Annotated in this window: 24 protein-coding genes and 1 riboswitch; of the genes, 7 read left to right on the top strand and 17 right to left on the bottom strand. The window is 71.2% G+C overall.

The features are described 5' to 3' along the window. Positions 1-238: 238 nt before the first annotated feature. Both GPA03_RS12210 and GPA03_RS12205 read left to right on the top strand, forming a co-directional pair. On the top strand, positions 239-2,458 hold the full coding sequence (locus GPA03_RS12210) for an NADP-dependent isocitrate dehydrogenase (RefSeq protein WP_156252287.1): 2,220 nt from the start codon (positions 239-241) through the stop codon (positions 2,456-2,458). Positions 2,459-2,609: 151 nt separating this feature from the next. Next, entirely contained in the window at positions 2,610-3,635 is a 1,026-nt protein-coding gene (locus tag GPA03_RS12205) for an aquaporin (protein WP_162458354.1), read from the top strand. 15 nt (positions 3,636-3,650) lie between these two features. Here GPA03_RS12205 and GPA03_RS12200 read toward each other — a convergent pair whose 3' ends face one another. Further along, positions 3,651-4,289 carry an HAD-IA family hydrolase gene (locus GPA03_RS12200; protein WP_156252285.1) on the bottom strand — a complete coding sequence of 213 codons (639 nt, stop codon included), beginning with the start codon at positions 4,287-4,289 and terminating at the stop codon, positions 3,651-3,653. Between the two features lie 78 nt (positions 4,290-4,367). Here GPA03_RS12200 and GPA03_RS12195 point away from each other — a divergent pair, with 78 nt between their 5' ends. After that, positions 4,368-6,929 (top strand): glycosyl hydrolase, encoded by a 2,562-nt coding sequence (locus GPA03_RS12195; RefSeq protein ID WP_156252284.1) that lies wholly within the window; start codon positions 4,368-4,370, stop codon positions 6,927-6,929. Here GPA03_RS12195 and GPA03_RS12190 read toward each other — a convergent pair. Next, a complete protein-coding gene (locus GPA03_RS12190; RefSeq protein ID WP_156252283.1) occupies positions 6,901-7,200 on the bottom strand; it encodes a DUF3017 domain-containing protein in 300 nt (99 codons plus the stop codon). The two genes, GPA03_RS12195 and GPA03_RS12190, sit on opposite strands and share 29 nt — an antisense overlap. A 35-nt stretch (positions 7,201-7,235) precedes the next feature. Here GPA03_RS12190 and GPA03_RS12185 point away from each other — a divergent pair, with 35 nt between their 5' ends. After that, entirely contained in the window at positions 7,236-8,468 is a 1,233-nt protein-coding gene (locus GPA03_RS12185) for an NAD(P)/FAD-dependent oxidoreductase (RefSeq protein WP_241681265.1), read from the top strand. Positions 8,469-8,549: 81 nt separating this feature from the next. On the opposite strand, the gene purH is transcribed toward GPA03_RS12185, so the two are convergent. After that, complete coding sequence (purH, locus tag GPA03_RS12180) at positions 8,550-10,112, bottom strand: bifunctional phosphoribosylaminoimidazolecarboxamide formyltransferase/IMP cyclohydrolase (RefSeq protein ID WP_156252282.1); 1,563 nt, start codon at positions 10,110-10,112, stop codon at positions 8,550-8,552. Positions 10,113-10,141: 29 nt separating this feature from the next. Continuing rightward, a riboswitch (ZMP/ZTP riboswitch) is annotated at positions 10,142-10,232 on the bottom strand. A 62-nt stretch (positions 10,233-10,294) separates the two neighbouring features. Further along, positions 10,295-10,906: a phosphoribosylglycinamide formyltransferase gene (gene purN, locus GPA03_RS12175; protein WP_338325732.1), complete on the bottom strand. Its 612-nt coding sequence runs from the start codon at positions 10,904-10,906 to the stop codon at positions 10,295-10,297. A gap of 71 nt (positions 10,907-10,977) precedes the next feature. On the opposite strand from purN, the gene GPA03_RS12170 reads away from it, so the two are divergent. Next, on the top strand, positions 10,978-11,472 hold the full coding sequence (locus GPA03_RS12170; RefSeq protein ID WP_156252280.1) for a hypothetical protein: 495 nt from the start codon (positions 10,978-10,980) through the stop codon (positions 11,470-11,472). Positions 11,473-11,475: 3 nt separating this feature from the next. Here GPA03_RS12170 and GPA03_RS12165 read toward each other — a convergent pair whose 3' ends face one another. The 10 genes from GPA03_RS12165 to GPA03_RS22465 all read right to left on the bottom strand — a co-directional run bounded on the left by GPA03_RS12165 (position 11,476) and on the right by GPA03_RS22465 (position 22,235). After that, positions 11,476-12,717 (bottom strand): cell division protein PerM, encoded by a 1,242-nt coding sequence (locus tag GPA03_RS12165; RefSeq protein WP_156252279.1) that lies wholly within the window; start codon positions 12,715-12,717, stop codon positions 11,476-11,478. Positions 12,718-12,867: 150 nt separating this feature from the next. Further along, the gene (gene sucD, locus GPA03_RS12160) at positions 12,868-13,761 is read right to left on the bottom strand and encodes a succinate--CoA ligase subunit alpha (RefSeq protein ID WP_156252278.1); all 894 of its coding nucleotides are present in this window, start codon (positions 13,759-13,761) and stop codon (positions 12,868-12,870) included. A 20-nt stretch (positions 13,762-13,781) separates the two neighbouring features. Then, the gene (gene sucC, locus GPA03_RS12155; protein WP_156252277.1) at positions 13,782-14,960 is read right to left on the bottom strand and encodes an ADP-forming succinate--CoA ligase subunit beta; all 1,179 of its coding nucleotides are present in this window, start codon (positions 14,958-14,960) and stop codon (positions 13,782-13,784) included. 103 nt (positions 14,961-15,063) lie between these two features. Beyond that, positions 15,064-17,031, bottom strand: coding sequence for an acyltransferase family protein (locus tag GPA03_RS12150; protein WP_241681264.1), 1,968 nt, complete (start codon positions 17,029-17,031; stop codon positions 15,064-15,066). Positions 17,032-17,534: 503 nt separating this feature from the next. Beyond that, a complete protein-coding gene (locus tag GPA03_RS12145; protein ID WP_156252275.1) occupies positions 17,535-18,074 on the bottom strand; it encodes a dihydrofolate reductase family protein in 540 nt (179 codons plus the stop codon). Beyond that, entirely contained in the window at positions 18,071-19,018 is a 948-nt protein-coding gene (locus tag GPA03_RS12140; protein WP_241681263.1) for a helix-turn-helix domain-containing protein, read from the bottom strand. Before GPA03_RS12140 ends, GPA03_RS12145 begins: the two co-directional genes overlap by 4 nt. Before the next feature lie 82 nt (positions 19,019-19,100). Further along, a complete protein-coding gene (locus tag GPA03_RS12135; RefSeq protein ID WP_241681262.1) occupies positions 19,101-19,877 on the bottom strand; it encodes a CPBP family intramembrane glutamic endopeptidase in 777 nt (258 codons plus the stop codon). A gap of 174 nt (positions 19,878-20,051) precedes the next feature. Beyond that, positions 20,052-20,903 carry an EamA family transporter gene (locus tag GPA03_RS12130; protein ID WP_206673534.1) on the bottom strand — a complete coding sequence of 284 codons (852 nt, stop codon included), beginning with the start codon at positions 20,901-20,903 and terminating at the stop codon, positions 20,052-20,054. Next, on the bottom strand, positions 20,900-21,763 hold the full coding sequence (locus GPA03_RS12125) for an alpha/beta fold hydrolase (protein WP_156252273.1): 864 nt from the start codon (positions 21,761-21,763) through the stop codon (positions 20,900-20,902). Before GPA03_RS12125 ends, GPA03_RS12130 begins: the two co-directional genes overlap by 4 nt. A 31-nt stretch (positions 21,764-21,794) precedes the next feature. Then, positions 21,795-22,235: a DUF6463 family protein gene (locus tag GPA03_RS22465; RefSeq protein ID WP_162458353.1), complete on the bottom strand. Its 441-nt coding sequence runs from the start codon at positions 22,233-22,235 to the stop codon at positions 21,795-21,797. A 75-nt stretch (positions 22,236-22,310) separates the two neighbouring features. On the opposite strand from GPA03_RS22465, the gene GPA03_RS22460 reads away from it, so the two are divergent. Both GPA03_RS22460 and GPA03_RS12115 read left to right on the top strand, forming a co-directional pair. Continuing rightward, positions 22,311-22,919 carry a TetR/AcrR family transcriptional regulator gene (locus tag GPA03_RS22460; RefSeq protein ID WP_162458352.1) on the top strand — a complete coding sequence of 203 codons (609 nt, stop codon included), beginning with the start codon at positions 22,311-22,313 and terminating at the stop codon, positions 22,917-22,919. Positions 22,920-23,071: 152 nt separating this feature from the next. After that, complete coding sequence (locus tag GPA03_RS12115) at positions 23,072-23,461, top strand: hypothetical protein (protein WP_156252271.1); 390 nt, start codon at positions 23,072-23,074, stop codon at positions 23,459-23,461. Positions 23,462-23,507: 46 nt separating this feature from the next. Here the strand turns inward: GPA03_RS12115 and GPA03_RS22880 are convergent, their stop codons facing one another. From GPA03_RS22880 to pcrA, 3 genes are all read right to left on the bottom strand, one after another. Next, positions 23,508-23,699 (bottom strand): type II toxin-antitoxin system VapC family toxin, encoded by a 192-nt coding sequence (locus tag GPA03_RS22880; RefSeq protein WP_241681261.1) that lies wholly within the window; start codon positions 23,697-23,699, stop codon positions 23,508-23,510. A gap of 148 nt (positions 23,700-23,847) precedes the next feature. Further along, entirely contained in the window at positions 23,848-24,084 is a 237-nt protein-coding gene (locus GPA03_RS12105) for a type II toxin-antitoxin system VapB family antitoxin (protein WP_156252270.1), read from the bottom strand. Between the two features lie 116 nt (positions 24,085-24,200). Then, positions 24,201-26,663 (bottom strand): DNA helicase PcrA, encoded by a 2,463-nt coding sequence (gene pcrA, locus GPA03_RS12100; protein WP_156252269.1) that lies wholly within the window; start codon positions 26,661-26,663, stop codon positions 24,201-24,203. Positions 26,664-26,732 lie beyond the last annotated feature (69 nt).

Raw genomic sequence — 26,732 nt, 5'->3', positions numbered from 1 at the left:
TGCATCGACGGGGCCCCTGTGGACAACCGCCAACCGGAACGATCTTGGCGCCAGAAGCCCCGAGACTCCCTCTCCAGGCCATGGCAGGCGATCTGGCGCCAGCTTCCTTCCAAGGACCGGTTCGCGGGTGGCCAGTCTCGCCGGGGTGAGGAGTCACACGGCAGTATGGGGAGCAGCCATCGTCAGACCCAGATATCTTGATATCAAGACATCAATGAACCTCGGAAACGGAGCACCGGTGCCTGAATCGACGATCATCTACACCTACACGGACGAGGCGCCTGCGCTCGCGACGGCGTCGCTGCTGCCGATCGTGAAGTCCTTCACCCATCAGGCAGGGGTCGAGGTGGAGACCCGTGACATCTCGCTGGCCGGCCGCATCCTGGCTGCTTTCCCCGATGCCCTGACGCCCGAGCAGCGGGTCCCCGACGCGCTCGCCGAGCTGGGCGACCTCGCGACGACGCCCGAGGCCAACATCATCAAGCTGCCGAACATCTCCGCGTCGGTCCCGCAGCTCAAGGCCGCGATCGCCGAGCTCCAGGCTCTCGGCTACGCGCTCCCGGACTACCCGGAGGAGGCCGTCACGGAGGCCGACAAGGCCACCCGCGCCGCGTACGGCAAGGTCATGGGCTCCGCCGTCAACCCGGTCCTGCGCGAGGGCAACAGCGACCGCCGCGCGCCCGCGTCGGTCAAGGCCTACGCCCGCAAGCACCCCCACTCGATGGGAGCATGGACCCCGGAGTCCAAGACCAACGTCGCGACGATGGGCGCCCACGACTTCGCGAGCAACGAGAAGTCTGTCGTGCTCGAGCAGGACGACACCCTGCGCATCGAGCACACCGCCCCCGACGGCACCGTCACCGTGCTCAAGGAGTCGCTGCCCGTACTGGCGGGTGAGGTCGTCGACGCCACCGTGATGGACGCCGCGGCCCTGCAGTCGTTCCTCGCCGAGCAGGTGCAGCGCGCCAAGGACGAGGGTGTGCTCTTCTCGGTGCACCTCAAGGCCACGATGATGAAGGTCAGCGACCCGATCATCTTCGGCCACGCCGTCCGGGCGTTCCTGCCCCAGGTCTTCGAGACCTACGGCGCCGCGCTTGCCGAGGCCGGCCTCTCCCCCAACGACGGTCTGGGCGCGATCCTCGCCGGCCTCGAGGACCACCCTCAGGGGGCGGAGATCAAGGCGGCGATCACGCAGGGTCTGGCCGACGGCCCCGAGCTCGCGATGGTCGACTCCGACCGCGGCATCACGAACCTGCACGTGCCCTCCGACGTCATCGTGGACGCCTCGATGCCCGCGATGATCCGCACGTCCGGCCACATGTGGGGCCCGGACGGCGAGGAGGCCGACACCCTCGCGGTGCTCCCCGACTCCTCCTACGCCGGCATCTACCAGGTCGTCATCGACGACTGCCGCGCCAACGGCGCCTTCGACCCGACCACGATGGGCTCGGTCCCGAACGTCGGTCTGATGGCGCAGAAGGCCGAGGAGTACGGCAGCCACGACAAGACCTTCGAGATCGCAGCCGACGGCGTCGTGCGCGTGCTCGACTCCTCCGGCGCCACGCTGCTGGAGCACGAGGTCCACGCCGGTGACATCTGGCGCGCCTGCCAGACCAAGGACGCCCCGATCCGGGACTGGGTCAAGCTCGCCGTCACCCGGGCGCGCGCCACCGGCGCCCCGGCGGTGTTCTGGCTCGACGCCGGCCGCGCTCACGACGCGAACCTCATCACCAAGGTCAACACCTACCTGGGTGATCACGACACCGAGGGCCTCGAGATCAGCATCAAGTCCCCCGTCGAGGCGATCGCGTTCTCGCTCGAGCGGATCCGCCGCGGCGAGGACACGATCTCGGTCACGGGCAACGTGCTCCGGGACTACCTCACCGACCTCTTCCCGATCCTCGAGCTCGGCACCAGCGCCAAGATGCTCTCCGTGGTGCCGCTCATGAACGGCGGCGGCCTCTTCGAGACCGGCGCCGGCGGTTCCGCTCCCAAGCACGTGCAGCAGCTCGTCAAGGAGAACTACCTGCGCTGGGACAGCCTCGGGGAGTTCCTCGCCCTGGCCGTGAGCCTCGAGCACATGGCCCAGACCACGGACAACCCGCGCGCCCAGGTGCTCGCGGACACGCTCGACCGCGCCACCGGCACGCTCCTGGACGAGAACAGGTCGCCCGCCCGCAAGGTCGGCCAGATCGACAACCGCGGCAGCCACTTCTACCTCGGTCTGTACTGGGCGCAGGAGCTGGCGAAGCAGACCGAGGACCCCGAGCTCGCCGCCCTGATGGCGTCGGTCGCGCAGTCGCTCGCGAGCAACGAGCAGACGATCGTCGAGGAGCTGCTCGCGGTGCAGGGCTCACCCACCGACATCGGCGGCTACTACCGCACGGACCCCGCCAAGGTCGATGCGGTGATGCGCCCCTCGGCCACGCTGAACGGGATCCTCGCCACGCTCGCCTGAGCCAGGGCGAGCCCCCGATCACGGGCGGGCCGCCGTCGGGATGATGCCCGACGGCGGCCCGCACCACGAGCGGACCCGCTCACGTTCGGGCGCTGCTCAGGTTGGGGTGCGAAGATGCTCGGCGGCCCACGCACCCGAGCAGAGGATCGTCATGACCGCGCAGCCCCAACAGGCCGACCTGGACCTGGACGCCTTCGAGCAGCCGGCTCCCGAGCCGTCGCTGCTCCCGCGCGTCGCCGCTGAGCTCTTCGGCACCTTCGTGCTCGTGACCGCCATCATCGTGACCGCGGCGTTCGGCACGCTGGGCGCGAGCTCCACCCCGTTGCACATCGCGCTGGCCGGCGGGCTCGCGCTGACGGCGATGGTCGTCGCGTTCGGCTCGGTCTCGGGCGCACACCTGAACCCGGCCGTCAGCCTGGGGGCCGCGATCGCGGGTCGCCTCAGCTGGGCCGACCTGGTCCCCTACATCGTGGCGCAGACGCTCGGCGCGGTCGCCGCGGGCGGGCTGCTGCGGGTGATCACGCCCAGCGCGTTGCCCACCGCCCTGGGGATCGGCGATGTCGGTACCTTCATCAGCGGGACGGCGAACGGGTTCGGCGACCACTCCCCGATCGCCGCGCTCTCGCAGGGTCAGGTGACCTTCTCGACGGCGCAGGCCCTGGTGATCGAGGCCGTCGCGACCGCCGTGCTGGTGGCCGTGGTCCTCGCCGCGACGCGACGCCCGCACCCCGGTGCGCCGCTCGCGATCGGCGCCACGCTGACCATCGCGATCCTCGTGGCCGCCCAGGTCACCAACGCTGCGATCAACCCCGCCCGCGCCACCGGCACCGCGCTCTTCGCCGAGCCGTGGGCCATCCAGCAGCTGTGGCTGTTCTGGGTCGCGCCGCTGCTCGGCGGCGTGATCGCCGGGCTCGTCGCGCTGCTGATCCAGCGGGCCACCGCCCCAGAGGCGGCCTGGGACGAGGATGACGACGACGACTGGGACGAGGACGATGACGACGAGGACGTCGTCGCTGTCGGCCCCTCCGCAGCAACGGCGCTCCCGGAGGAGGACCTCGAGCGACCCGACGGCGACACGCTGGAGGCTGTCGACCCGGACAGCGACGACGACTCCCGCAAGGACGAGGACGACGACGAGGACGGCGACGAGTTCATCGCCGGGCAGCAGCGGGACTGACCCGCTCGCCAGCAGCTAGAGCCGCTGGTCGCCCTCACCGGCGACCAGCGGCAGCACCTCGCGCAGGTGACCGATCGTGCGGGCGTCGCCGGCATCGAGCGGGATCCCGGGCGTCACGAGCAGGAAGCCCGCGATCCCCGCGGCTCGGCCGGACTCGAGATCGGCCGGCCGGTCCCCGATCGTGAGCACCTCGCTCGGGTCCAGCTCGTGCCGCTCCAGCAGGGTCTCGGCCATCTCGGGTGAGGGCTTGCGGGCGTAGCCGTCGGGCGCGCAGATCATGTCGTCGACCGGCAGCCCGGTCGCGGCGAGCAGCAGCTCGGCGCTGGCACGGTCGCGATGGGTCGCCACGAGGTTGAGCCCACCGGCCTGCCGCAGCGCGGCCATCACCTCGCGCGCACCGGGCATCACCGGTGCCGGCGTGCTCTCCCAGAGCTCCTTGACGCCGTCGTACGCAGCTCGCAGCTCGGCCTCGGGCACGCCGGTGCGCGCGGAGAGCTCGGTGATCGCGTGCCCGCTGGAGACCCGCGTGAGCGCGGCGACCTCCGCGAGGCGTCCCTCGTCGGTGTTCCCGAACGCGGCCAGCGCGAGGGCACGATCGACGTCCGGGTAGGTGTCGAGCAACGTTCCGCCGAAGTCCCAGATGATGGCGTGCACGAGACGATCCTGCCTCATCAGCAGCAACACGTGACAAGCCATCCCCGGCGAGCTGCGCCGTCGGGGAGGATCGTGCTCGTGAGCGAGATCGTCACTGCCGACCAGCTTCGCGCCGCGCTGCGTGAGGACCACCCCGACGCGGCACCGATGATGCGGTGGTGGTGGTTCGGCCCGGCGGTCGAGCGTGCGGAGCTGGACCGCGAGCTCGTCGCGATGGCCGAGGCGGGCCTCGGAGGCGTCGAGGTCTCGTTCGTCTACCCGTTGGAGGAGGCGACGGCGGAGCTCGGCTCCCCGGCCCTCCTCGCCGACCTGAGGTGGGCGGCTGAGCGGGCGAAGGAGCTGGGGCTACGGTTCGACCTGACGCTGGGCAGCGGCTGGTCCTACGGCGGACCGCACATCTCCGCCGAGCTCGCGGCGCGCGGCCTGCGCTGGGAACGGCACGACGTGGCGATCGGCTCGCACACCCTGGACCTGGCGGCGGCCTGGCCCGGGGATGAGCTCGTGGGCGCCTACGTCACGCCCGGGGTGGCGGGCGAGCGGATCGAGACGTTCGAGCAGCTCGCCCTCGAGCGGACGAGCACCGGCTGGCGGGTCACCGTTCCCGACGGGTCGGGCACGCGGCACGTGCTGCTCGCCTGGTCACGCCTGACCGGGCAGCAGGTCAAGCGCGCGGCGGCCGGTGCCGAGGGGCCGGTGCTCGACCACTACAGCGCCACGGCCACGCTCGCTCACCTGCGTGCGGTCGCCGACCCGATGCTCGACGCCGTCTCTTCCGAGCTCGTGGGTTCGGTGTTCTGCGACAGCCTCGAGGTGTACCACGCGGACTTCACACCCGAGCTGGCGGCCGAGTTCGAGCGTCGCCGCGGCTACCCGATGCTGCCCGAGCTGCCGCGACTGCTGCAGCCGGAGGGCGACGAGGCGCATCGCTTCCGCGCCGACTACCACCGCACGCTCGTGGACCTGTACGAGGAGCGGTTCGTGCAGGTGGTGCAGACCTGGGCGGCGGAGCGCGGCGTGCCGTTCCGGCTGCAGGGCTACGGCACCCCGCCGGCGACGCTGTCAAGCTACCGGTTCGCGGACGCCTTCGAGGGTGAGGGTTGGGGCTGGACCGAGCTGACCGCCACGCGCTGGGCGTCCTCGGCGGCGCACCACTACGGCCGCGAGGTGGTCTCGGCCGAGGCCTGGACCTGGGTGCACTCCCCCTCGTTCCGGGCCACGCCGCTCGACCTGCTCGGCGAGGCGCACGAGCACCTGCTCAACGGCGTGACGCTGCTGATCGGGCACGGCTGGCCGTACTCGCCCCACGACGCACCCGGGCTCGGCTGGTTCTTCTACGCCGCCGGCTGCCTCGACGACCGCAACCCGTGGTGGCCCGCGATGCCCAGCGTGACGGCGCACCTGACGCGCCTGAGCTGGTTGCTGCGGCAGGGCGTGGGGGTCGCGGACGTCGCGGTGTACGTGCCGACCCAAGACGTGCTCGCGCAGTCCGCCGCCGCGATCGGCGGCTCGGTGGACTGCTTCAAGGAGGCGAGCCGCACCATCGGGCCGGAGGTGCTCGGGCCGATCCGCCGCGCGGGCCTGGACTACCGGCTGTTCGACGACGAGGTGGTCACCGTTGCCGCCCCGGAACCGCCCGCGCTGGTCCTCGTCCCGAGCACGCGCACGCTCCCCGAGCCCACCCGCGCCTGGCTCGAGCGCGCGGCGCACGCGGGTTCGACGGTGCTGACCGTGGACTCCTCGGTGAGCATCCCGGGGGCGGCTGACACCTCGACGGCGGAGCTCGCCTCAGCCCTGCGCCGCGCCGTCGCGGCGCCGTTCGGCGAGATCGAGAGCGAGATCGGTGTGGTGCACCGCCGGATCGGGGACCTCGACGTCCGGATGCTCGCGAACACCTCCTCGACCTCGCAGCAGGCGACCCTGGCGATCGAGGGTGCGTGGCAGCGTTGGCACCCGGCCACGGGAGAGGTGACGGGGTCCGGCACCGGACCGGTCGCCGTCGAGCTCTCGCCGTACGAGGCGACCATCCTCGTGAGCGGTACCGAGGTGGCCGAGGTTGCGGTGGCCACGCCCGCTCTCCGCGAGAAGGTGACGCTCGCCGAGGGCTGGCAGTGTGCCTTCGAGGGGGCGGCGGCGGAGCCCGTGACGCTGCCGCACCGCTGGGAGGACACCCGGGCGGACTACTCGGGAAGCGCGACGTACTCGCTGTCGGTCGAGCTCCCAGGCGCGGGCGAGGCGGTGCTGGACCTCCGCCCGGTGACGTCGCTGGACGAGGGCCGCAGCCCGCAGCGCGGCGAGGTGGGGCCGGCCTACCGGGCGTGGGTGCGCCCTCCGGTCGGCGAGGTCGCACGGGTGCGGGTGAACGGCGTCGAGTGCGGGTTCGCGGTGGCGCCGCCGTACCGGGTGGATGTGAGCGACGCCGTGCGGGCGGGGGTGAACACGATCGAGATCACCGTGCACAACACGGCAGCGAACGCGCTGGCTCACGACAGCGAGATCCACGCCCTGGTGCAGCGCACCGAGGAGCGCTACGGGCGCCGGTTCGTGATGCAGGAGCTCGACCGCGCGCTCGAGGGCGTGGCGTCCGGGCTGCTCGCGGCGCCGGTGCTGGAGCTCAGCCCAGCTCCGCGATCGGCAGGCTGAGGGTCACCACCGCGATCAGCACCGCGGCCGCGACCATCAGCGTGATGTCGAAGGCCCGGGAGCGGATCGAGATGCCGTACGGCCCGGGTGCCGGGCTCACGGCGCGCACGAGCGCGAACGCGAGCAGCGCGCCCGAGAGGACGAGCAGCGCGACCTTGACGGCGACGACCCACGCAACCACCGCCGTCGCGATGATCGCCGCGAGCGCGAGCCACATCATGATCCGGGTGCGCTGACGGGGCGTCACCAGCGTCTGATCCTCGGTCGGCACGGGGTCGACCCTATCGCCGGCGATAGGTTGTCGAGGTGACCACAGATGAACCCTTGGGCGTCCCGGATCGCGTGGTCGTCGTCGGAGGCGGCCTGGCCGGGCTGCGCACGCTCGCCGAGCTGCGCGGGCTGGGTTTCGCTGGCGAGCTGACCTGGGTCGGCTCCGAGACCCGGCCGGCGTACGACCGCCCCCCGCTGTCGAAGGAGCTGCTCTCGCGCGCCGAGCCGCTGTGGCTGGCCGAGGACCTGGGGCACGACCACCTGGAGCTGGCCGACGCCGTGCACCTGGGGCGGGCGGCGAGCGGGATCCGGCGGGCCGGGGACGCTCTCGTCCTCACCACCGACGAGGGTGAGCTCACGGCTGACGCGGTGGTGGCCGCGACCGGTTCGGTACCCGTACGGCCCTGGCCGGACGCGGTGGCCCTGCACAACGCCGACGACGCCGCGCACCTGCGCGACCAGGTCCGGCCGGGGCGGCACGTGATCGTCATCGGCGCCGGGTGGATCGGCGCGGAGGTCGCCGGCGTGGCCGCCGCCGCGGGGATCCGCGTGACGGTCCTCGAGGCCGGGTCGGCGCCGCTGTGGCGCCAGCTCGGCGAGGCGACCGGCGAGCGCACCCGCGAGTGGTACACGACGGCGGGCGTGGAGCTGCGGACCGACGTGATCGTCACCGACGTGGCGGGCGGCACCGTCACGCTCGACGACGGCACCGAGGTCAGCGGGGACGTCGTCCTCTCGGCCGTGGGGGTGCGCCCCGCCACCGGGTGGCTCGCGGACCTGGCACCGACCCTCGCGAGCGGGCACCTGCCCACCGACCGGGCCGGCCGCACCTCGGTGCCCGGCCTCTGGGCGGTGGGTGACATCGCGGTCCGGGAGACGCTGCACTTCGGTCCGGTCCCCGGCGGGCACTGGTTCACAGCACTGCGCGACCCCGCGCTCGTGGCCGCCGGCATCCTCGGACTCCCCTTGCCGTCGACGGAGCCCGCGCCCGAGGTGTTCTCCGACCAGCTGGGGCACCACCTCGAGGTGCTCGGACGCCTCGTCCGCGAGGGCGAGCCCGGCACGCGGCGGATCTTCCGAGCGGGCGAGACCGGCTGGAGCGAGCTGCACCTGAGCGGCCAGCGGCTGGTGGGTGCCGTCGTCGTCGACCTCCCGCGTGAAGTGGCGGCCATCAGGAAGCTGCTGCGTGGCGAGTCCCTCCCGAGCCTGGACCTGGCCCTCGCCGCCGACCCTGCCACCCCCCTGCGCTCCGCCGTCCTCCCCACCTGATTTCAACGCACATCCGACACACCTGCGATTTCACCGCACGTCCGCCTGTGTCGAACGTGCGTTGAAATCGGGGTGTGGCGATCAGTGGAAGAAGTGGCGGGTGCCGGTCAGGTAGAGCGTGATGCCGGCGGCCTGGGCGGCCTCGATCACCTCGGCGTCACGGACGGAGCCGCCGGGCTGCACGATCGCGCGCACACCGGCGTCGATGAGGATCTGCGGTCCGTCGGCGAACGGGAAGAACGCGTCGGAGGCAGCCACGGCACCGCGCGCACGCTCCTCGCCGTGACCGTTCGCGCGCTCGACCGCCAGACCGCAGGAGTCCACCCGGTTGACCTGGCCCATGCCGATGCCCACCGAGGCGCCGTCCCGGGCGAGCAGGATCGCGTTCGACTTCACGGCGCGCACCGAGCGCCACGCGAACGCGAGGTCGGCGAGCGTGGCCTCGTCCGCTGCCTCACCGGCGGCGAGCGTCCAGGTGGTCGGGTCGTCGCCCTCGGCGTCGACGCGGTCCACCTGCTGCACGAGCAGGCCACCGGAGATCTGCCGCTGCTCGAGGGCGTTGCTCGGCGGGGCGGTCACCTCGAGCAGCCGGATGTTCTTCTTCTGGGTGAGGATCTCGACCGCCTCGGGCGTGAAGCCCGGCGCGACCACGACCTCGGTGAACACACCCTTGATCTGGTTCGCGGTGGCCTCGTCGACGGTCCCGTTGGTGGCGATCACGCCGCCGAACGCCGACACCGGGTCGCAGGCGTGAGCCCGGGCGTGCGCCTGCGCGATGCTCTCCCCGACGGCGATGCCGCACGGGTTCGCGTGCTTGATGATCGCGACCGTGGGGGCGTCGCCGTGATCGTGCGCAGCCCGCCACGCGGCATCGGCGTCGACGTAGTTGTTGTAGCTCATCTCCTTGCCGTGGAGCTGGCGTCCGCCGGCCAGCCCGGCGCCGGTCCCATCCGTGTACAGGGCCGCCTGCTGGTGCGGGTTCTCCCCGTAGCGCAGGACGGCGGAGCGCACCCCGGTGGAGCCGGTCCAGGTGGGCAGGGCCTCCTCGGGCTCGACCACGCCGCCCAGCCAGCTCGCGACCGCGACGTCGTAGCTCGCCGTGTGGCGGAAGGCCTCGGCTGCGAGCGCCGTCCGCTCGGCAAGGCTGAAGCCTCCGCGCTCCACCGCGTCGACGACGTCGCGGTACCGAGCGGGGTCGACGACCACGGCCACGCTCGGGTGGTTCTTGGCCGCCGCGCGCACCATCGAGGGGCCGCCGATGTCGATCTGCTCGACGCACTCGTCCTGCGACGCCCCCGAGGCCACGGTCTGCGTGAACGGGTAGAGGTTGACGATCACGAGGTCGAACGGCTCGACCTCGAGGTCCGCCAGCTGCTGCACGTGCTCGGGCAGCCGTCGGTCGGCCAAGATGCCGGCGTGCACGCGCGGGTGCAGCGTCTTGACGCGGCCGTCGAGGCACTCGGGGAAACCGGTGAGCTCCTCCACCGGGGTCACAGGCACGTCGGCGGCGGCGATCCGGGACGCCGTCGACCCCGTCGAGACGATGGACACGCCCGCCGCGTGCAGCGCACGGGCGAGATCTTCGAGGCCGGTCTTGTCGTAGACGGAGACGAGGGCGCGGCGGATCGGGACGACGTCGGTCATGGAGGGCTCTCCTGGTTCGGTTGCGGACACCGGCGCACCCAGGCGATCGGCGCGCGTCAGGCAGAGCCTCCGACCGCTCCCAGGTGGTGCTCCACCTCGACGCCAGTCACGATCGGACTCGGGCAGTCTACCGCCCGCCAGACGCGACGGCTGGTCCCGACCTGCTCGCACAGCGCGAGCTGTCAGCCCCCGAGCACAACCTGCCGCCCGTCGATACGAAACCCCTCACGGGCGAGCTTGCCCACCCACTCGACGAGCTGGTCTCGCTCGGCGACCTTGATGCGCTCGGTGAGGGCGTCGACGTCGTCGCCCTCGAGGACCGGCACCGCGACCTGGGCGACGATCACGCCCGTGTCGATCCCTGCGTCGACCACGAACAGGGTGGCGCCCGTGATCTTGACCCCGTAGGCGAGCGCGTCGCGCGGGCCGTGGATGCCGGGGAACGCCGGCAGCAGCGCGTTGTGGGTGTTGAGGTACCGCCCGCCGAAGGCGCCGAGGAACGTCTCGCCCGCGAGCTTGAGGAACCCCGCGCTGATCACGAGGTCGGGGGCGTACGAGGCGACCTGCGCCGTCAGCGCCGCATCCCACGCCTCGCGGGTGTCGTGGTCCTTGACGCGCTCCACGAAGGAGGGCACACCCGCCTCGTCGGCGAGGCCGAGCCCGCCGCAGTCGCGGTCCGCACCGACTGCGACGATCTCGACGCCGTAGCCGGGGTCGCGGGCGGCGTCGAGCAGGGCTGCGAGGTTGCTGCCGGCACCGGAGACGAGAACGACGACGCGGGTCGGGGTGGACACGGACGCCAAGCGTAGACGAGCCCGTCGGCGTGGAAGAATCGTCGTCAACCATCCGCCGACGACAGAGCGCCGTGACCAACCCGTACGCACCGCCGGACCCGACGAAGCCCCGTCCGCCCAGGCAGCAGCCGCCTCAGGGCCAGTGGCAGAAGCGGCCGCCCCAGCGTGCCCAGGAGCCGCCGCCCGAGCTGACGCCCGAGCAGGTCCGCTCGGTGACAGGCAGCACGATGCTGTTCGGGCTGATGATGATGGCCACCCTGCTCGCGGGCAACCTCCCCGTGCCGTGGCAGCTCCTGGCGCCGCTCGTGGGGGTCGGCACGCTCGTGTTCGGTGTGCGCACCCTGGGCAGGGTCCGCAAGCTCCGCTGGCCCGGGATGCTCTCCCCGATGCTGATCGGCGGGCTGATGCTCACCTGCCTGACCACGGTGGGGACGACGACGCAGCTCACCATCTACTGGGACGAGCAGGTGGCGTACCAGGAGTGCCGCGAGCGCGCGGTCACGATCACCGCGCAGGAGCGCTGCGACCAGGAGTGGGACGAGGCAAGGAACCTGGCGCGGAGCTAGGGGCTAGGAGCGGACGCCCGCCCACCAGGAGCCGACGGCCCCGCCGACGCGGCCGAGCACGGCCCGGGTCTCAGGGTGAACCGCCAGGGCCGTGACCGCCGCACCGAGCGCGATCTGCCAGACCACCGCGACACCGACGGCCATCGCATCCGGTCCGACCTCGGCCATCCGACCCGGTCCCACCGACCCCGAGGAGAGGGTGACCAGCGCCGCGATCGCGAGCGCCGCCGTCAGGGCACTGACGGCCACCGCGATCGCGGTCTGGGCGAGGGGGGCCGCGCGCCGTCGCACCCAGAGCCCCACGACGGCGCCGACCAGCACGCCGAGCACCACGATGAAGCCCAGCGAGCCCACGAGGCTGTCCGGCTCGGGCAGCGCACCCAGCACGGGCACGACCGGGAGGGGCCCGGCGTCGATGCCGCCCGGCGAGAACGAGGTCCCCTCGCCGACGGCGAAGCCCGGCCCCGTCAGGAAGCCCACCGCCCAGAGGACGAGCGTGGGCAGCAGCATGAGCTGGGCGAGGACCATGATCACGCTCGAGACGCCGTGGGGCACGAGCGCGGCGTGCAGCTCCATCACGCGCGGGAATCCCGCGGCGACAGCGGCGATCACCGTGGCCAGGCCGAGCGCGAGCAGCAGCGCAGCACCGACCGCACCGGCCCCCAGGCCCACCCGCACGGGCATCGGTACCCGGTCGAGCGCCGTCCTCGTGCCGGCCGGGACGCGGCCGCGCATCGCGATGAGAGCCCCCAGCGCCGCGAGCACGGGAGCGCCGAGCACGCCGCGCCAGGAGCCCGGAGTCGCGGCCAGCGCCGCGAACCCGGCCGCGAGGACGGTGTAGCAGAGCACGGCCGCGCCGACGGGCCACCAGGTGGCAGGCCGCACGCGCCGCAAGGAGGTCGCCATCCCCACGAGCGCCACCAGGCTGACCCCGAGCGGCACCAGGGTGATCGAGACACCGGTCAGCTCGAGCGCGCCGCCGTGGCCGAGGAGCCAGATCGCCGACCCCACGCGCGCAGCATCCACCCAGGTGGCCGCGCCGAGCTCGGGAGCAGCAGCCGTGGCCACGTACCCGGCGATCGCGACGACCGCGACCACCAGCCACGACCCGATCGCTGCCTCAGCCCCGGCGAGCGCACCCCGCAGGGTCTGCGCCGGCGGACGCCAGTGGACGCGCCTGGGCTCCCGGGGGTCGTCGTGCTCGACGACGCGCGGCGGGATCCTCGGCGGCAGCGTGGTGGACATCTCCCCCATCGTCGGCGTTCAGCGGCGGATCCGCCTGCCGACACACCGACGTGCCCAGCCCTTGGTGCTCACCGGTGTGGAGGTCGTCCGGTCCGCCGCGCGGGCCGGGCGGCCTCCACCCTCGGATCGATCGAAAGCTGGGCTGTGGCGTCAGCCGTGGAGGATCTCGCGGACCAGGGAGGCGGTCTCGCTCGGCGTCTGGCCGACCTTGACGCCCGCGGCCTCGAGCGCCTCCTTCTTCGCCTGGGCGGTGCCGGCGGAGCCGGACACGATGGCGCCCGCGTGGCCCATCGTCTTGCCCTCGGGGGCGGTGAAGCCCGCCACGTAGCCGACGACCGGCTTGGTCACGTGCTCGGCGATGTACGCCGCGGCGCGCTCCTCGGCGTCGCCACCGATCTCACCGATCATGACGATGACCTCGGTCTCGGGGTCCTGCTCGAACGCCTCGAGGGCGTCGATGTGCGTGGTGCCGATCACTGGGTCGCCGCCGATGCCGATGGCGGTGGAGAACCCGAGGTCCTTCAGCTCGTACATCATCTGGTAGGTCAGCGTGCCCGACTTCGAGACCAGCCCGATCGGGCCCTTGCCGGTGATGGTGTGCGGCGTGATGCCCGCGAGCGACTCGCCCGGGGTGATGATGCCGGGGCAGTTGGGGCCGATCATGCGGGTCTTCTTGCCCTGCAGGTAGGCGAACACCTCGGCCGAGTCCTGCACCGGCACGCCCTCGGTGATGACGACCATCAGGGGCATCTCGGCGTCGATCGCCTCGATGGCGGCGTCCTTGGTGAAGGCCGGCGGCACGAACAGCACCGACACGTTCGCGCCGGTCTCGGCCATCGCCTCCTTGACGGTGCCGTACACGGGCAGCGTGACGTCGTTCCCGTCGTGGTCCTTGTGCGTGACCGTGGTGCCCGCCTTGCGCGCGTTCACACCACCCACGATCTGGGCGCCGGAGTCGAGCATCAGGGCGGTGTGCTTGGCACCCATCCCGCCCGTGATGCCCTGGACGATGATCTTCGAGTCCTTGTTGAGGTAGATCGACATGTCTGTGCTTATCTCCGGGTTCAGGCGTTGGCCAGCTCGGCAGCCTTGTCGGCGCCGCCGTCCATGGTCTCTGCGAGGGTGACGAGCGGGTGGTTAGCCTCGGCCAGGATCGCCCGGCCCAGGTCCACGTTGTTGCCGTCGAGGCGCACGACCAGCGGCTTGGTGGCCTCGTCACCGAGGATGTTGAGGGCTCCGACGATGCCGTTGGCGACCTCGTCGCAGGCGGTGATGCCGCCGAAGACGTTGACGAACACGCTCTTGACCTGCGGGTCGTGCAGGATCACGTCGAGGCCGTTGGCCATCACCTGCGCGTTGGCGCCGCCGCCGATGTCGAGGAAGTTGGCGGGCTTGACGCCGCCGTGCTTCTTGCCTGCCCCGGCCACGACGTCGAGGGTGCTCATCACGAGGCCGGCGCCGTTGCCGATGATGCCGACCTCGCCGTCGAGCTTGACGTAGTTGAGCCCGTTGGCCTTGGCCTTCGCCTCGAGCGGGTCGGTGGCGGCCTTGTCCTCGAGCGCCTCGTGGTCGGGGTGGCGGACCTCGGAGGCGTTGTCATCGAGCGTGACCTTGCCATCGAGCGCCACGATGTCACCGGCACCGGTGCGCACCAGCGGGTTCACCTCGACCAGCGTGGCGTCCTCGGCGGTGAACACGGTCCACAGGGTGCGGATGACCTTCGCGACAGGCTCCTGGAGCTCGGCCGCGAAGCCGGCGGTCTCGACGATCTCGCGCGCCTTGGCCTCGTCGATTCCCACGATCGGGTCGATGGCGACCTTGGCCAGCGCCTCGGGGCGCTCGACGGCGAGCTGCTCGATCTCCACCCCGCCCTCGACCGAGCACATGGCCAGGTAGTTGCGGTTCGCCCGGTCCAGCAGCACCGAGAAGTAGTACTCCTCCGCGATGTCGGCGCCCTCGGCGATCATCACGCGCTGCACGGTGTGGCCCTTGATGTCCATACCCAGGATGGCTCGAGCGACCTCAGCGGCCTCCTCGACGGACCTGGCGATCTTGACACCGCCCGCCTTGCCACGGCCACCGGTCTTGACCTGAGCCTTGACGACGACGACGCCACCATCGGGCGGCAGCAGGGCTTCGGCAGCCTCCGCTGCCTCTTCCACGGTGGTGGCGACGATGCCCCGCAGCACGGGTACACCGTGCTTCTCGAACATGTCGCGCGCCTGGTACTCGAACAGATCCACGGGTCTTGCCCTCCGTCATCAGCGCCGCAAAAGTCAGCCCGACCCTACCGCGCAGCGGTGACCGCTTCGTGACGTCGCGAACGCGCCGATCGTGCCCGTGCTGCTACTGCGCAGGCAGCTTCGCGAGCGCCGCGGTGACCACGTCCGAGAACAGGTACATGCCGTCCATGTCCGGGTGAACCCCGTCAGGTTGCAGCTGATCCAGGTTCTGCGTGATGGTCCCGTACCAGTCGGCCACGACCACGTTCGGGTGGTTCGCAGCCACGGCGGCCATGTTCTCGTTGCTCTCGCCGATCCAGCTGCTGGAGTGGTAGATCGTGACCAGCACCACACGCCGGTCGGGGCCGAGGAGCTCGAGCGCCTGCTCCAGCGGGGCCGGGTCCCGCAGGCCCGCGTTGGTGCCGGCGGCGATGATGACGACGTCACGTACCGTGCCCGCAGCGAGCGCGGTCTCGATCGCAGCGACGATATCGGGCCACTGCCGGTTCGACTTCGCATCGATCGCGATGCCGGGGAAATCGGCCTTGAGCGCGGGTGAGGCCACGTAGAGCATCGAGTCACCGAACGCGGTGATCTCCTCTCCCGCGGGCACGGTGGCTCCGCTCGGTTGCTCTGTCGCCTCCTGGACGACCTCGCCCGACGGCGCAGCCTCGCCCGACGGCGCAGCCTCGCCCGTGGCCGCGCCCTCGCCTGGCTCGGTGGGCGGGTTGACGGCGGCCGACTCGTTCTCCAGAGCCTGGGCCGCCTGCTCCAGCTGGATCTCGACCTGGGACTTGTCGGGAGCGACGGCGAGCGCGAGGCCGAAGACCACCACGAGCACAGCGGCGGCACCGGCAAGGATGCGAGGCCGCAGCGGCGCTGCTCCGAGAAGTGCGACGCGCGCCTGTCGGACGCTCTGCCGGAAGCCGTGCTTGCGGACCGGCTGCTCGAGCCAGCGGTAGGAGGCGGCTGACGCCGCCAGGGTGAGCACGAGGGCCAGCGCTCGCACCAGCCAGCTCGTCGGGGAGTCGGGGAGAGCGCTGGGAAGCACCGCGGTGACGATGAGCAGCACGGGCCAGTGCCACAGGTAGATCCCGTAGGAGCGCTCGCCGAGCCAGACCATCGGTCGGGCGGAGAACGCCCGGATCAGCCCGTCGTGCGCGCCCGGCGCAGTGGCGAGGCTGGCCACGAGCGTGGCCGTGAGGATGGCAGCGAGCAGGATGCCGCCGCGGTACGCGAAGGCACCTTCGCCGTCGAGCGTGAGGAGAAGGGCGAGAAGACCGACGCCTGCCCCGATCGCAAGCGGGATCCTGAGCCGTGCCCACGCGGCGAATCGGCGCAGGTCGGTCTCGGGGTTCGACAGCGCGAGGGCGAGGGCAGCCCCGATCATCAGGCCGAAGGCGTGGGTGTCGGTGCCGTAGTAGACGCGGGTGACGCCGCCGACCGCGAGCAGGGCCATCAGGGTCGCGGAGATGCCTGCCAGGCCCAGCACCAGGCCGATCCGCTGCTTCGCCGTGCGGGTGACCGCCAGGATCACGGCGAGCAGGACCGGCCAGACGAGGTAGAACTGCTCCTCGACGGCGAGCGACCAGAAGTTGACGAACAGCTGCGGCGCCGTGTGGGTGAAGTAGGAGGACCCGGCGCCGATCTCGAGCCAGTTGTTGGAGAACGTGAGGGCGCCGAGCACCTGACGCCGGATGTCGACCAGCAGGTCGTCGCCGACCGCGAGCCCGATCACGGTCGAGACCACGACCACCAGCACCAGCGCGGGCAGCAGCCTGCGAGCGCGCCGGGTCCAGAAGCCCTTGAGATCGATGCGGCCGTGCTCGTTCACCTCGCGGACGAGCAGGGTGGTGATGAGGAAACCGGAGAGCACGAAGAAGATGTCGACGCCGAGATAGCCGCCGGGCAGGGTCGAGGGTCGCAGGTGGAAGATCAGCACACCGAGCACCGCGAGGGCGCGGAGCCCGTCGAGCCCCAGGATGCGACCGCGCTTCGCGGAGGCGGTGCCGCTCGGGAACCGGCGACCGTGGCGGCGTGGTGCGGTGCGTGGGCGCGCAGGCTCGCGGACGGCTCCCTGCACTTCGGTCACCACGGCCACCGACGTTACCTCCCGCGCTCAGGCTAGGTGGGTGGACCGACAACCGGGGGCGCCGACACGCGAGACCCGCACGCCGTGGCTGAGCCACCACCTCATGAGAAGACGCGCGGGAACGCGCAGAGCACCTCACGCAGGGGTGCAGGGCGCCGAGCGCGTCGCACTCGATCCCAGAGTCCTCGTCGCGGGAGCCGGCGGCGCTGAGGCATGGGCGAACGTCCTTTCACAGCGGTCTGCGGAGCAGAGGTCACCGATGCGGTGACACACGCTGTAGACGTCCGGGGACCCGGAGATGTGAGATCGGCCGAACAGGATGAATGCCCGGTCAGATCGCCGGGCGGGCGTCAGGTCATTCAGCGTCCACGGCAGCACGGCGCGTGGACGCCCAGCCACCACCCCTCACCCGACAGGTCACTCCGCGTCCATCACACCGCCCCGCATGGACGCCCAGCCACCAGCCCCACCAGAGCGGCCGCACCGAGGTGAGAGATCCGTCGTCATCGACTGCCCAGCGGACCCACGACGGCGTACCTCGCCACGAGGAACTCGCCGTTTCGGTCGCACTCCTCCAGCCGCAGGTCCAGCGGGGCGCTGAGCAGCGGTCGGCCGGATCCGAGCGTGACGGGCGCGATCGAGACGATCACCTCGTCGAGCATGCCTGCTGCCTGGAACGCCGCGGCGAGGTCACCGCCGCCGACCATCCACACGTCCTTCTCACCCGCAGCGGCCTCGATCGCCTGGCGGTGGTCGGCCGGCTCGCCGGAGACCATGGTGATGTTCTCAGCCACCGGCTGCAGGTCGCGATGGGTGAAGACGAACGTGGGAGCCGTGTAGGTCCAGGCGCCCTTCTCGTGGTCGAGGATCCACTCGTAGGTGGTGGCGCCCATCACCTGGGCGCCGACGCCGGCCATGAACGCGCCGAAATTCCCGGGTCCGTTCTCGTCGAAGTCCTGCTTGAGCAGCCAGTCGAGGGAGTCGGTGTCGTCGGCGAGAAAGCCGTCGAGCGTGGTGGCGGTGTTGTAGCGGTAGCGGGTCACGTGGGTCCTCCTCCGGCACGGCGGTGCCAGTTGATCGGGTCGGGGTCCAAGACTGGGTCGGTCAGGTCGGCGCCGGCCTGCTGCAGCATCCACCGGGCGAGCTGACGGCGGTGCGCCGCAAACGTCAGCGCGTGCGCGACGATCTGGGAGAGCAGGAACGACTCGGGAGGGTCGCAGATCGCATCGATGACGCGGTCGTTCCAGGCGCTGCGGCGCTCGACGTCGCGTGTCATCGCCAGCCACCGCGCGGCGATGTCGGCGTGCCGGGCCCGCAGTGTGGTGGCATCGTCCGGCCCACCCAGATCCGGCTCGTCCGCACCCTCGATGCTCGCGAGCCACGGGAGCTTGTCGAGCGCGAGGTGTCGCAGCACGTGGGCGAGCGAGGTCTCGGCGCCCGACCAGGTCAGCACCTGGTGACCCGGCATCCGCTCGCGGCGGTACTCCTCCTCGCTCAGCGACCCGGCGGCGCCGAGCAGAGCGTCGGTGTCGTCGAGGTCGTGCCGCACCATGAGCGCCACCACCTCACCGGCCGGCTGCTCGTGCACTCCGCCGGCGTCGACGTACAGCACGGTCGGCGAGTGGAAGTGGATGCCGTTGGGCGCCGGCAGCCAGTGCCCGCGCTCACCGCGTGCGGGCATCGCGCTCGGCGCGCAGCCGAAGCCGCGCGAGAAGGCTCGCGAGAACCCGTCGACGGAGTCGTACCCGGCCTCGAAGGCGGCGTCGGTGACCGACCCGCCACGCTGGATCCGCCACGCGGCACGCTCGAGCATCACCCGCCGCCGCATCGCCACCGGCGGCTCCCCCGCCGCCCGGCTCACCTGCCGGCTGAAGTGGAACGGTGAGGCGTAGGCCGTGGCCGCCAGGTCCTGGAGCCGGTCGCCACCGTCGCCGGCGAGAACGGCGTCGAGCAGCTCACGGATGCGGTCACGGCCTGGCTCGTTCACAGTTCGAGTATGGAGCTGGACGGCGATCATGCGCCCGACAGTTCTTGCGCAAGCACTCGGTGCTGCTCCGACATCCCCGGCGTCAGTACACGAAGATCGGCCACCAGTCGCGGTTGTGGGCGTGCACGATCGCAAGGAAGACGATCGCGTCGAAGAGCAGGTGCACGATCAGCACGTACCCGAGCGAGCGGGTCTTGGAGAACAGGTACCCCTGCAGCAGCGCGAAGGGGATGGTGAACAGAGGGGCCCACTCCCGGTACCCCAGCTCCCAGAGGAACGAGACGAAGATCGTCGCCTGGAGCACGTTGGCCTGCCAGACCGGAAAGTGTCGCCGGAGCAGTGCGAAGCACGTGCAGACAAAGAAGAGCTCGTCCCAGGTGCCGACCGCGTTGACGCCGATGAAGAAGCGCACCAGCTCCGATGTGTCGGTGATGTTCGGCCAGTTCAGGTACGCACCTGACCGGATGAAGTAGAAGGGCAGCAGCGCCCAGCCGAGGAACGGCACGGCGAACAGGTAGGCGATCTCACCGCGGGTCTTCTTCTCCCGACTCCGCCAGGGAAACCCGTACGCCTTGCGCTTGAAGACGAAGCGGTCGATCAGCAACGGCACCGACACCGCCAGCACGAGGGTGGCGCCGATCCGGATGAAGGATGGCCAGCCGACGTCAGCCTCGACCGAGGTCCAGGAGACGATGCCGACGCCCACCCCGATGAGGAACAGGTCCTTGGCGAGGCCCCGATCGACGACGAAGGCCGTCACCAGCGCCCCGACCAGCAGCGGGTAGGCGATGTACCAGATCGGCAGCGCGAACAGGAAGAACGCCGAGATCGACAGCATGGCTGCGGGGACGAGCTTCACGCTCCACCGCGCCGCCACAGGTGACGTGGCGGGCTGCTGCTCAGCCGCGATGGGCTCGCCGTCGCCCCGGCTCTTCGCCGGTACCTCTGGTCGCTGTTCGATGCGCCCTATCGTGCCCGATGGTTGCCGGGTGGGCAATGCTGCCCGGACCCGACGCCTCCGAGGCACAGATCGTCAACCGGACCTGATGAGCACGACAGCCGTGGCGGCAAGCGCCAGGCCGATGCCTTGGTTCCGAGTGATGTGCTCACGCAGCACGGCGACCGCGAGGATCACGGTCACGGCCGGGTACAAGGAGGTCACGACGGCCGCGACCGTGAGCGCGCCGGACTGCGCCGAGAGCTGGAAGAGCAGCGTCGCAGCGCCGGCGAGCGCCCCGGCGACCATCGGTACCGCCGATCGTCGCCGTGGCAACCACCGGGCACGGCGGACCTGGGCGATCGCGACGATGCCGATCACCGAGACGATCTGACTGAGGGCCACCGGGGTGAGGCCGGCCTCGGGAGGCACCTGACCGAGGGCGGTGAACTGGGTGCCGAAGCCCGCACCTGCGAGCAGGCCGAGCGCGAGGTCGCGGCCCTCGCCCTTCTTCATGGTGCGCAGACTGCCGCCGGAGACCAGCCAGACCGCCGTCGCCGCGGCGAGGACTCCTACGGCAGCCGCTGAGCTCGGCGGTCGGCCGCTCAACAGCTCCGCCACCACCGGCACAGCTGTCGAGGTGAGGGCGGCGACCGGAGCGACCACCATCATGCGTCCGCTGGCGAGCCCGTGGTAGACGAGCACGTTGCCGGCGCCTGCACCGACGCCGGCCAGCACGGCCCAGCCGACGGTGCTGGCTTCGGGTGCGACCCAGGTCGCCAGGGCGAAGGGCAGCGCCACTGCTGCGGCCGTGGCCTGGCTGATCGCGGCGACCGCCCACACGCTCTGGGCGCGGGACGCCATCCCGCCGAGGAAGTCCGAGAGGCCGTAGGCCAGCGCGGCGCCCAGCGCCAGCGCGGCGGTGGCACCGAGCAGAGGCTGGTTCACCGCGGGGCGGGCGAGGTCCGGACCTGCACCTCCACCAGCTCGACCACGCGTGCCCAGGTGCGCGGGGGCAGCTCGTGCCCCACTCCCGGCAACACCTCCAGCCGGGCTCCGGGGATCTCGTCCACCAGTGCGCGGGCGTTGCCGGGAGGGAACAACGGGTCCTCGGACCCGTGCACCACCAGGCACGGAACCTCGATCTCGTGCAGTCGGTGACGCCACCCCGGCCCTTGGCTCGCGGCGGGGTGGTTCACCACGGCCGACCGCACCTGGAGCGCACGTCGCACGCAGCTCTCCGCGATGCTCCGCGCATGTGCCTCGTCGAAATCCGGCCCGCTCAGGGACCGTTCGCCCTCGATCAGATACGCCACGACGTCAGCGGGGTCGTCCCAGCTCGGCTCCGCCGAGCCGGCCTCCCAGGCCACCAGGAGCGCAGCGGAAACCTCCGGGAGATCGGGATCGGCGGCCCCGTGCCCGGTCGGTCGTGTCGAGAGCAGCGTCAGCGAGCCGACGCGATCCGCGTGGTCCAGCGCGGCGAGCTGAGCCACCCAGCCGCCCTGCGAGAAGCCGACCCAGTGAGCGACCGCGATCCCGTGTGCATCCAGCACCCCGACGGCGTCCATGGCCAGGTCGGGCAACGAGTACGAGGGATGCCCGGGCTCGTCGTGCGCCGCTCGGCCCGTGTCGCGCTGGTCGAACCGGATCACGAACAGCTCCCGCTCGGCGAGCTGGCGGCACAGGTTCGGCGGCCACCAGTCCATCGAGCAGGACGTCCCCGCCAGCAGAAGGACGGCAGGATCGTCCCGCTCGCCGTAGGACTCGACACACAGATCGATGCCACCGACCCTGATCAGGCGTTCCATCGACCACCTCCGCCCGGCCTGCTGCGGCACGTCATCGCCGCTCCCTCCGGTCACCGAGAACCACCAGGATCCCCGTGACGGGGATCGCCCAGCCGGGCGAGGCCGGCAGCACGACGACGAACGGCAGTCCCCATACGAGAAGTGCGACGCCCACCCACGCGGGCACCCGGCGCCGCTGCCGCACCGACCAGAGCAGATAGGCGCCCAGAATCAGCATCGGAGCACCGAAGCTGCCCATGGACACCCAGAACGCCTCGGAGCGCTTGAGCTCGGCGAGCGTCGTCGCCCGGTCGAGCGTGAAGGCGTTCCACCACCGGTCCGCGGCGACGCTCGACCAGATCTCCCGAGCATCCCAGGGCGCGACGACGACGTGCACCGCACCCAACGAGGCCGCGACCCATCCAGCGGCCGCCGTCAGGCGTTGACCTTTCTCCAGCCGTGGGCGAGGCCGCCCCGTGATCGTCGTGGCCATCACTGGCTCTCCTGTCGGTCGAGCAACGTTTCGAGTCTGTCGGTTCCGATACTGCAAGACTCGTATAGTGGCACCATGGCCAGACCTGCGCAAGCCGGCGGTCGCCCCCGCGAGAGCCGGGTCGACGACGCCCTCGGGGCCGCCGTCCGGAGCCTGCTGGCCGAGACCGGTTACGCGGCACTCACCGTCGAGGCGGTCGCCGCACGCGCCGGCGTCGGGAAGGCCGCGATCTACCGGCGCTTCGCCACCAAGCAGGAGATGATCTTCTCGATCCTCGTGCACGATCTGCGCGAGGCACCTCCCGAGGACACCGGGTCCCTGCACGGCGACCTCGAGCACCTGACGACGCGCATCGCGCACCAGCTCGCCCAGTCCTCCGCCGAGGTCATGGCTGGCCTGCTCGCCGACATCCACGTCGACCAGGGCCTCGGGGACACCTTCGAGCAGCAGTACCTCGCCGTCGAGCGCTCGATCGTGGAGGACCTCCTCGACCGTGCCGTCGATCGCGGAGAGCTGGCACAACGCCCCGACCCCGCGGTCGTGCACGCGCTCCTGCTCGGCCCGCTGTTCGCCTGGGTGATCATGCTCGACGAAGAGCCGGCGGCCGTTCCCGAGCTCGCTCGGTCCACCGCACGCATGCTGACGACGACGCTGACCGGTGCCGCGCCGGACGCGCGCGCCTGAGGCTTCATGCCTCGACCTCGGTGACCGCGCGGGGCAGCCATCCCGTCACTGTGAAGCCGGCTCCCGGTGTCGAGCGGGTCTCGAGCCGCCCCCGAAGACCTCGAGCCGCTCACGCATCCGCCTGAGCCCGTGGCCCGGTCGGTAGCTGCTCGATGAGCACGGTCGCCACCCGCCCGGCCCATCGGTTCTGGTTCCTTGTCGACGCCACCGTCACCGGGGCCAACGCGGTCGCATACGTGGCGCTGCACCAGGTGCTGCCGGACCTTCTCGGCGCCGGTCCCGCGCTGTACCTCGCGGCCGGAGCGGTTCTCGCCATGGTCACGGTCGGCCTGGTCGCCGTGGCCTCATCGGCGTCGCGTCCGCCCGCTCTGCCCGAGGCGCTCGCGGTGATCAACATCGTCTGGGCGGTGGGCTCCTTCGTGGTCGCGATCGCCAACCCGTTCGACCTGACCACCGCCGGCGTCGTGTGGGCGGTCGCCCAGGGCGTCGCCGTGCTCGCCTTCGCGGTCCTGCAGCTCCGGGTGCTGCGCTCGGCCTGGTGAGCGCTGCCGGCGCCACCGGGTTCACCGCGAGATGGCCCTCAAGCGATCAGGCGCTACTGAGGTCCGTCGCGGAGAAGTCGTCACCGACGAACAGCAACGGCTCGCCCGATCGGCTCGCAAGTGCGTCGGCGAAGCAGTCCCCGACGTTGAGCTGCGCACGGTGTCCTGAGCCGCGCCCGAAGTCCCGATAGGCGGCACGCGCGAGGCGGGCGAGCTCCGCCGTCACGGGCTCGATCACCACACCCCACGCCTCGAGCAGTCGATCGCGAGTTCCTGGTAGGTCCCTGCTGACATGCGCGGCGTTTCATCCTCGGCGAGCCGGCTGTCGAGCGCCTCCCAGCCTGACTCAGCCTTGAGCACAGCCACGACGGCGGAGGTGTCCACGATCACCGGGGCAGCCCGTCCGCGTCATAGAGGAAGTCGGTATCGAGATCCGCCCCGGCCACCGCACGCTGCATGGAGTGGATCAGATCGACCCGTGCCGCATCGGTGCCCTCGCGCCGAAGGTCCGCGAGCTGCCGCTCCAGGGCGAGCTCGATCGCGCTGGTCTGATTGCGGCCGGTCCGGCGTGCTGCCTCCCGCGCCAGCTCGTGCACGCGGTCGTTCTTGATGTTCAGCCCCATGGTAGAAGTCGACCTCACCACGGTAGAAACGCAGTCGTCCGCTGCCGCCGTGCTGGCCTGGGCCGCGTGCCGTTCGATTCCGAGGCACCAGGCACGTCGCCTTCACACCGCTACGGCTACAGCTTGGTCACCGGTGAGTACCGCAGCAGCAGCCGCTTGGTCCCGGCCTCGCCGAAGTCGATCTTCGCGACGGCGTTGGTGCCGCCGCTCTCGATCGCCACCACCCGACCCATGCCGTAGGCATCGTGCGTCACGCGATCACCGATCTCGAGGTTCGGCACGTCCGCGCGAGGCGTTGCCGACCCGAACTTCGGCGCATCGGGCGAGGGCGGGGCCGACTCCTTGCGCTGGCGCCGCTCGGCCAGGCGGGAGCTGCGCGGGCCGGTCGACCCGTAGCCGCCACCGCTGGTGAACGACCCGCCGCGGTAGCGCTGCATCGAGGACTCGCGGCGCTTCCAGTCGATGAGCTCCTCGGGCACATCGGAGATGAAGCGCGACTCCGGCAGCTCGTTCGGCATCCCGAATGCGGTGCGCACCGCGGCACGCGAGACGTACAGCCGCTCGCGCGCACGGGTGAGCGCCACGTACGCCAGCCTGCGCTCCTCGGCCAGCTCGTCCGGATCGGCGAGGCTGCGCTGATGGGGGAAGGTGCCATCCTCCAGCCCGGTCACGAACACGACCGGGAACTCCAGACCCTTCGCGGTGTGCACGGTCATCAGCGTGATGACGCCGGACTCACCCGCACCCTCGGGGATCTGGTCGGCATCGGCGACCAGGGCCACGCGCTCCAGGAAGTCGCCCAGATCTCCCTCGGGGTCGGACTCGGCGAACTCGGCCGCCACCGCGTGGAGCTCGGCGAGGTTCTCCACCCGCGAGGCATCCTGCGGGTCGTCGCTCGCGCGCAGCTCGCGCAGGTAGCCGGACTCCTCGAGCACGGTGTCGAGCAGCTCCGCGGGGGTGGCACCCGCCGCGGACATCCCCCGCAGCCGCTCGAGCATCGCCGCGAACTCCTTGATCGTGGCGATCGCGCGCGCGGCCAGGCCGAACACGTCCTCGACCTGCCCGAGAGCAGCACCGAAGCTGATCCGTTCCCGCTCGGCGTACGCGGTGACCATCGCCTCACTGCGGTCCCCGAGCCCACGCTTGGGCACGTTGAAGATCCGGCGGATGCTGACGTCGTCGTCGGGGTTGACGATCGCCCGCAGGTAGGCGATCGCATCCTTGATCTCCTTGCGCTCGTAGAAGCGCGTGCCGCCGACCACCTTGTACGGCAGCCCCACCCGCACCAGCACCTCTTCGAGCGCACGCGACTGGGCGTTGGTCCGGTAGAAGATGGCCACATCACCGGGCTTGACGTCGTCCGAGTCCCCCAACCGGTCGATCTCGGAGGCGATGAATCGCGCCTCCTCGTGCTCGCTGTCGGCGACGTACCCGACGATCTGCGTGCCCGCGCCGGCGTCGGTCCACAGGTTCTTGCGCTTGCGGCCGGGGTTGCGCGCGATGACCGAGTTCGCCGCCGTGAGGATCGTCTGCGTGGACCGGTAGTTCTGCTCCAGCAGGATCGTCGCGGCGTTCGGGTAGTCGGTCTCGAACTCGATGATGTTGCGGATCGTGGCGCCGCGGAAGGCGTAGATCGACTGGTCGGCATCACCCACGACGGTGAGCTCGGCGGGTTCCACCCCTTCGGTGGCCCACGTGCCATCGGCGTTCATGCCCACCAGCTCGCGCACCAGTACGTACTGGGCGTGATTCGTGTCCTGGTACTCGTCGACGAGCACGTGGCGGAACCGGCGCCGGTAGTGCTCGGCCACGTCCGGGAACGCCTGCAGCATGTGCACGGTGGTCATGATGATGTCGTCGAAGTCGAGCGCGTGCGCCTGCCGCAGCCGCTCCTGGTACCGCCGGTACGCCGCCGCGAGGTTCTGCTCGAACGGGTTGTTGCCCACCGTTGCGAGGTAGGCATCCGGGTCGATCAGCTCGTTCTTGAGGTCCGAGACCCGGTGGCTGAACGCCTTGGGCGGGTAGCGCTTGGGATCGAGATCGAGCTCACGGCACACCATCGTCATCAGGCGCTGGGAGTCCGCGGCGTCGTAGATCGAGAAGCTGGAGCGCAGCCCGATCGTCTTCGCCTCGCGGCGCAGGATCCGCACGCACGCGGAGTGGAAGGTGGAGACCCACATCGTCCTGGCACGCGGACCGACGAGCTCCTCCACCCGCTCCCGCATCTCCGCGGCGGCCTTGTTGGTGAACGTGATCGCGAGGATCTCGCCCGGCTTCGCACGCCCGGTCGCGAGCAGGTAGGCGATGCGGTGCGTGAGCACCCGCGTCTTGCCGGAGCCGGCGCCGGCGATGATCAGCAGCTGCCCGCCGGCGTGGGTGACGGCCGCGCGCTGAGGGGGGTTCAGCCCCTCGACCAGCGCATCGGCGACCAAGGAACCCTGTGGGGCTCCGCCGTCGGGGATCTCGGGGTCACGCTGGCCCTCCCGGGGTGCCATCACACGCGGGAGGTGGGACTCGGCATCGGGGCGTGCGCCGCCACCGAGACCGGGCAGAGGGAGGTCGCTGAAAAGAGAGGTCATCGCACCACCCAGCGTAGGCGCTGGCACCGACTCTGCCGGCCCCCGCCGTCCTCCTGTGGACGACGGTGC

Origin of the sequence: Pseudactinotalea terrae (genome assembly GCF_009733845.1) — a bacterium.
Taxonomy (GTDB): Bacteria; Actinomycetota; Actinomycetes; order Actinomycetales; family Beutenbergiaceae; genus Pseudactinotalea; species Pseudactinotalea terrae.
The sequence above is the reverse complement of the archived record's forward strand: the minus strand, read 5'-3'. Positions and strand labels throughout refer to the sequence as shown.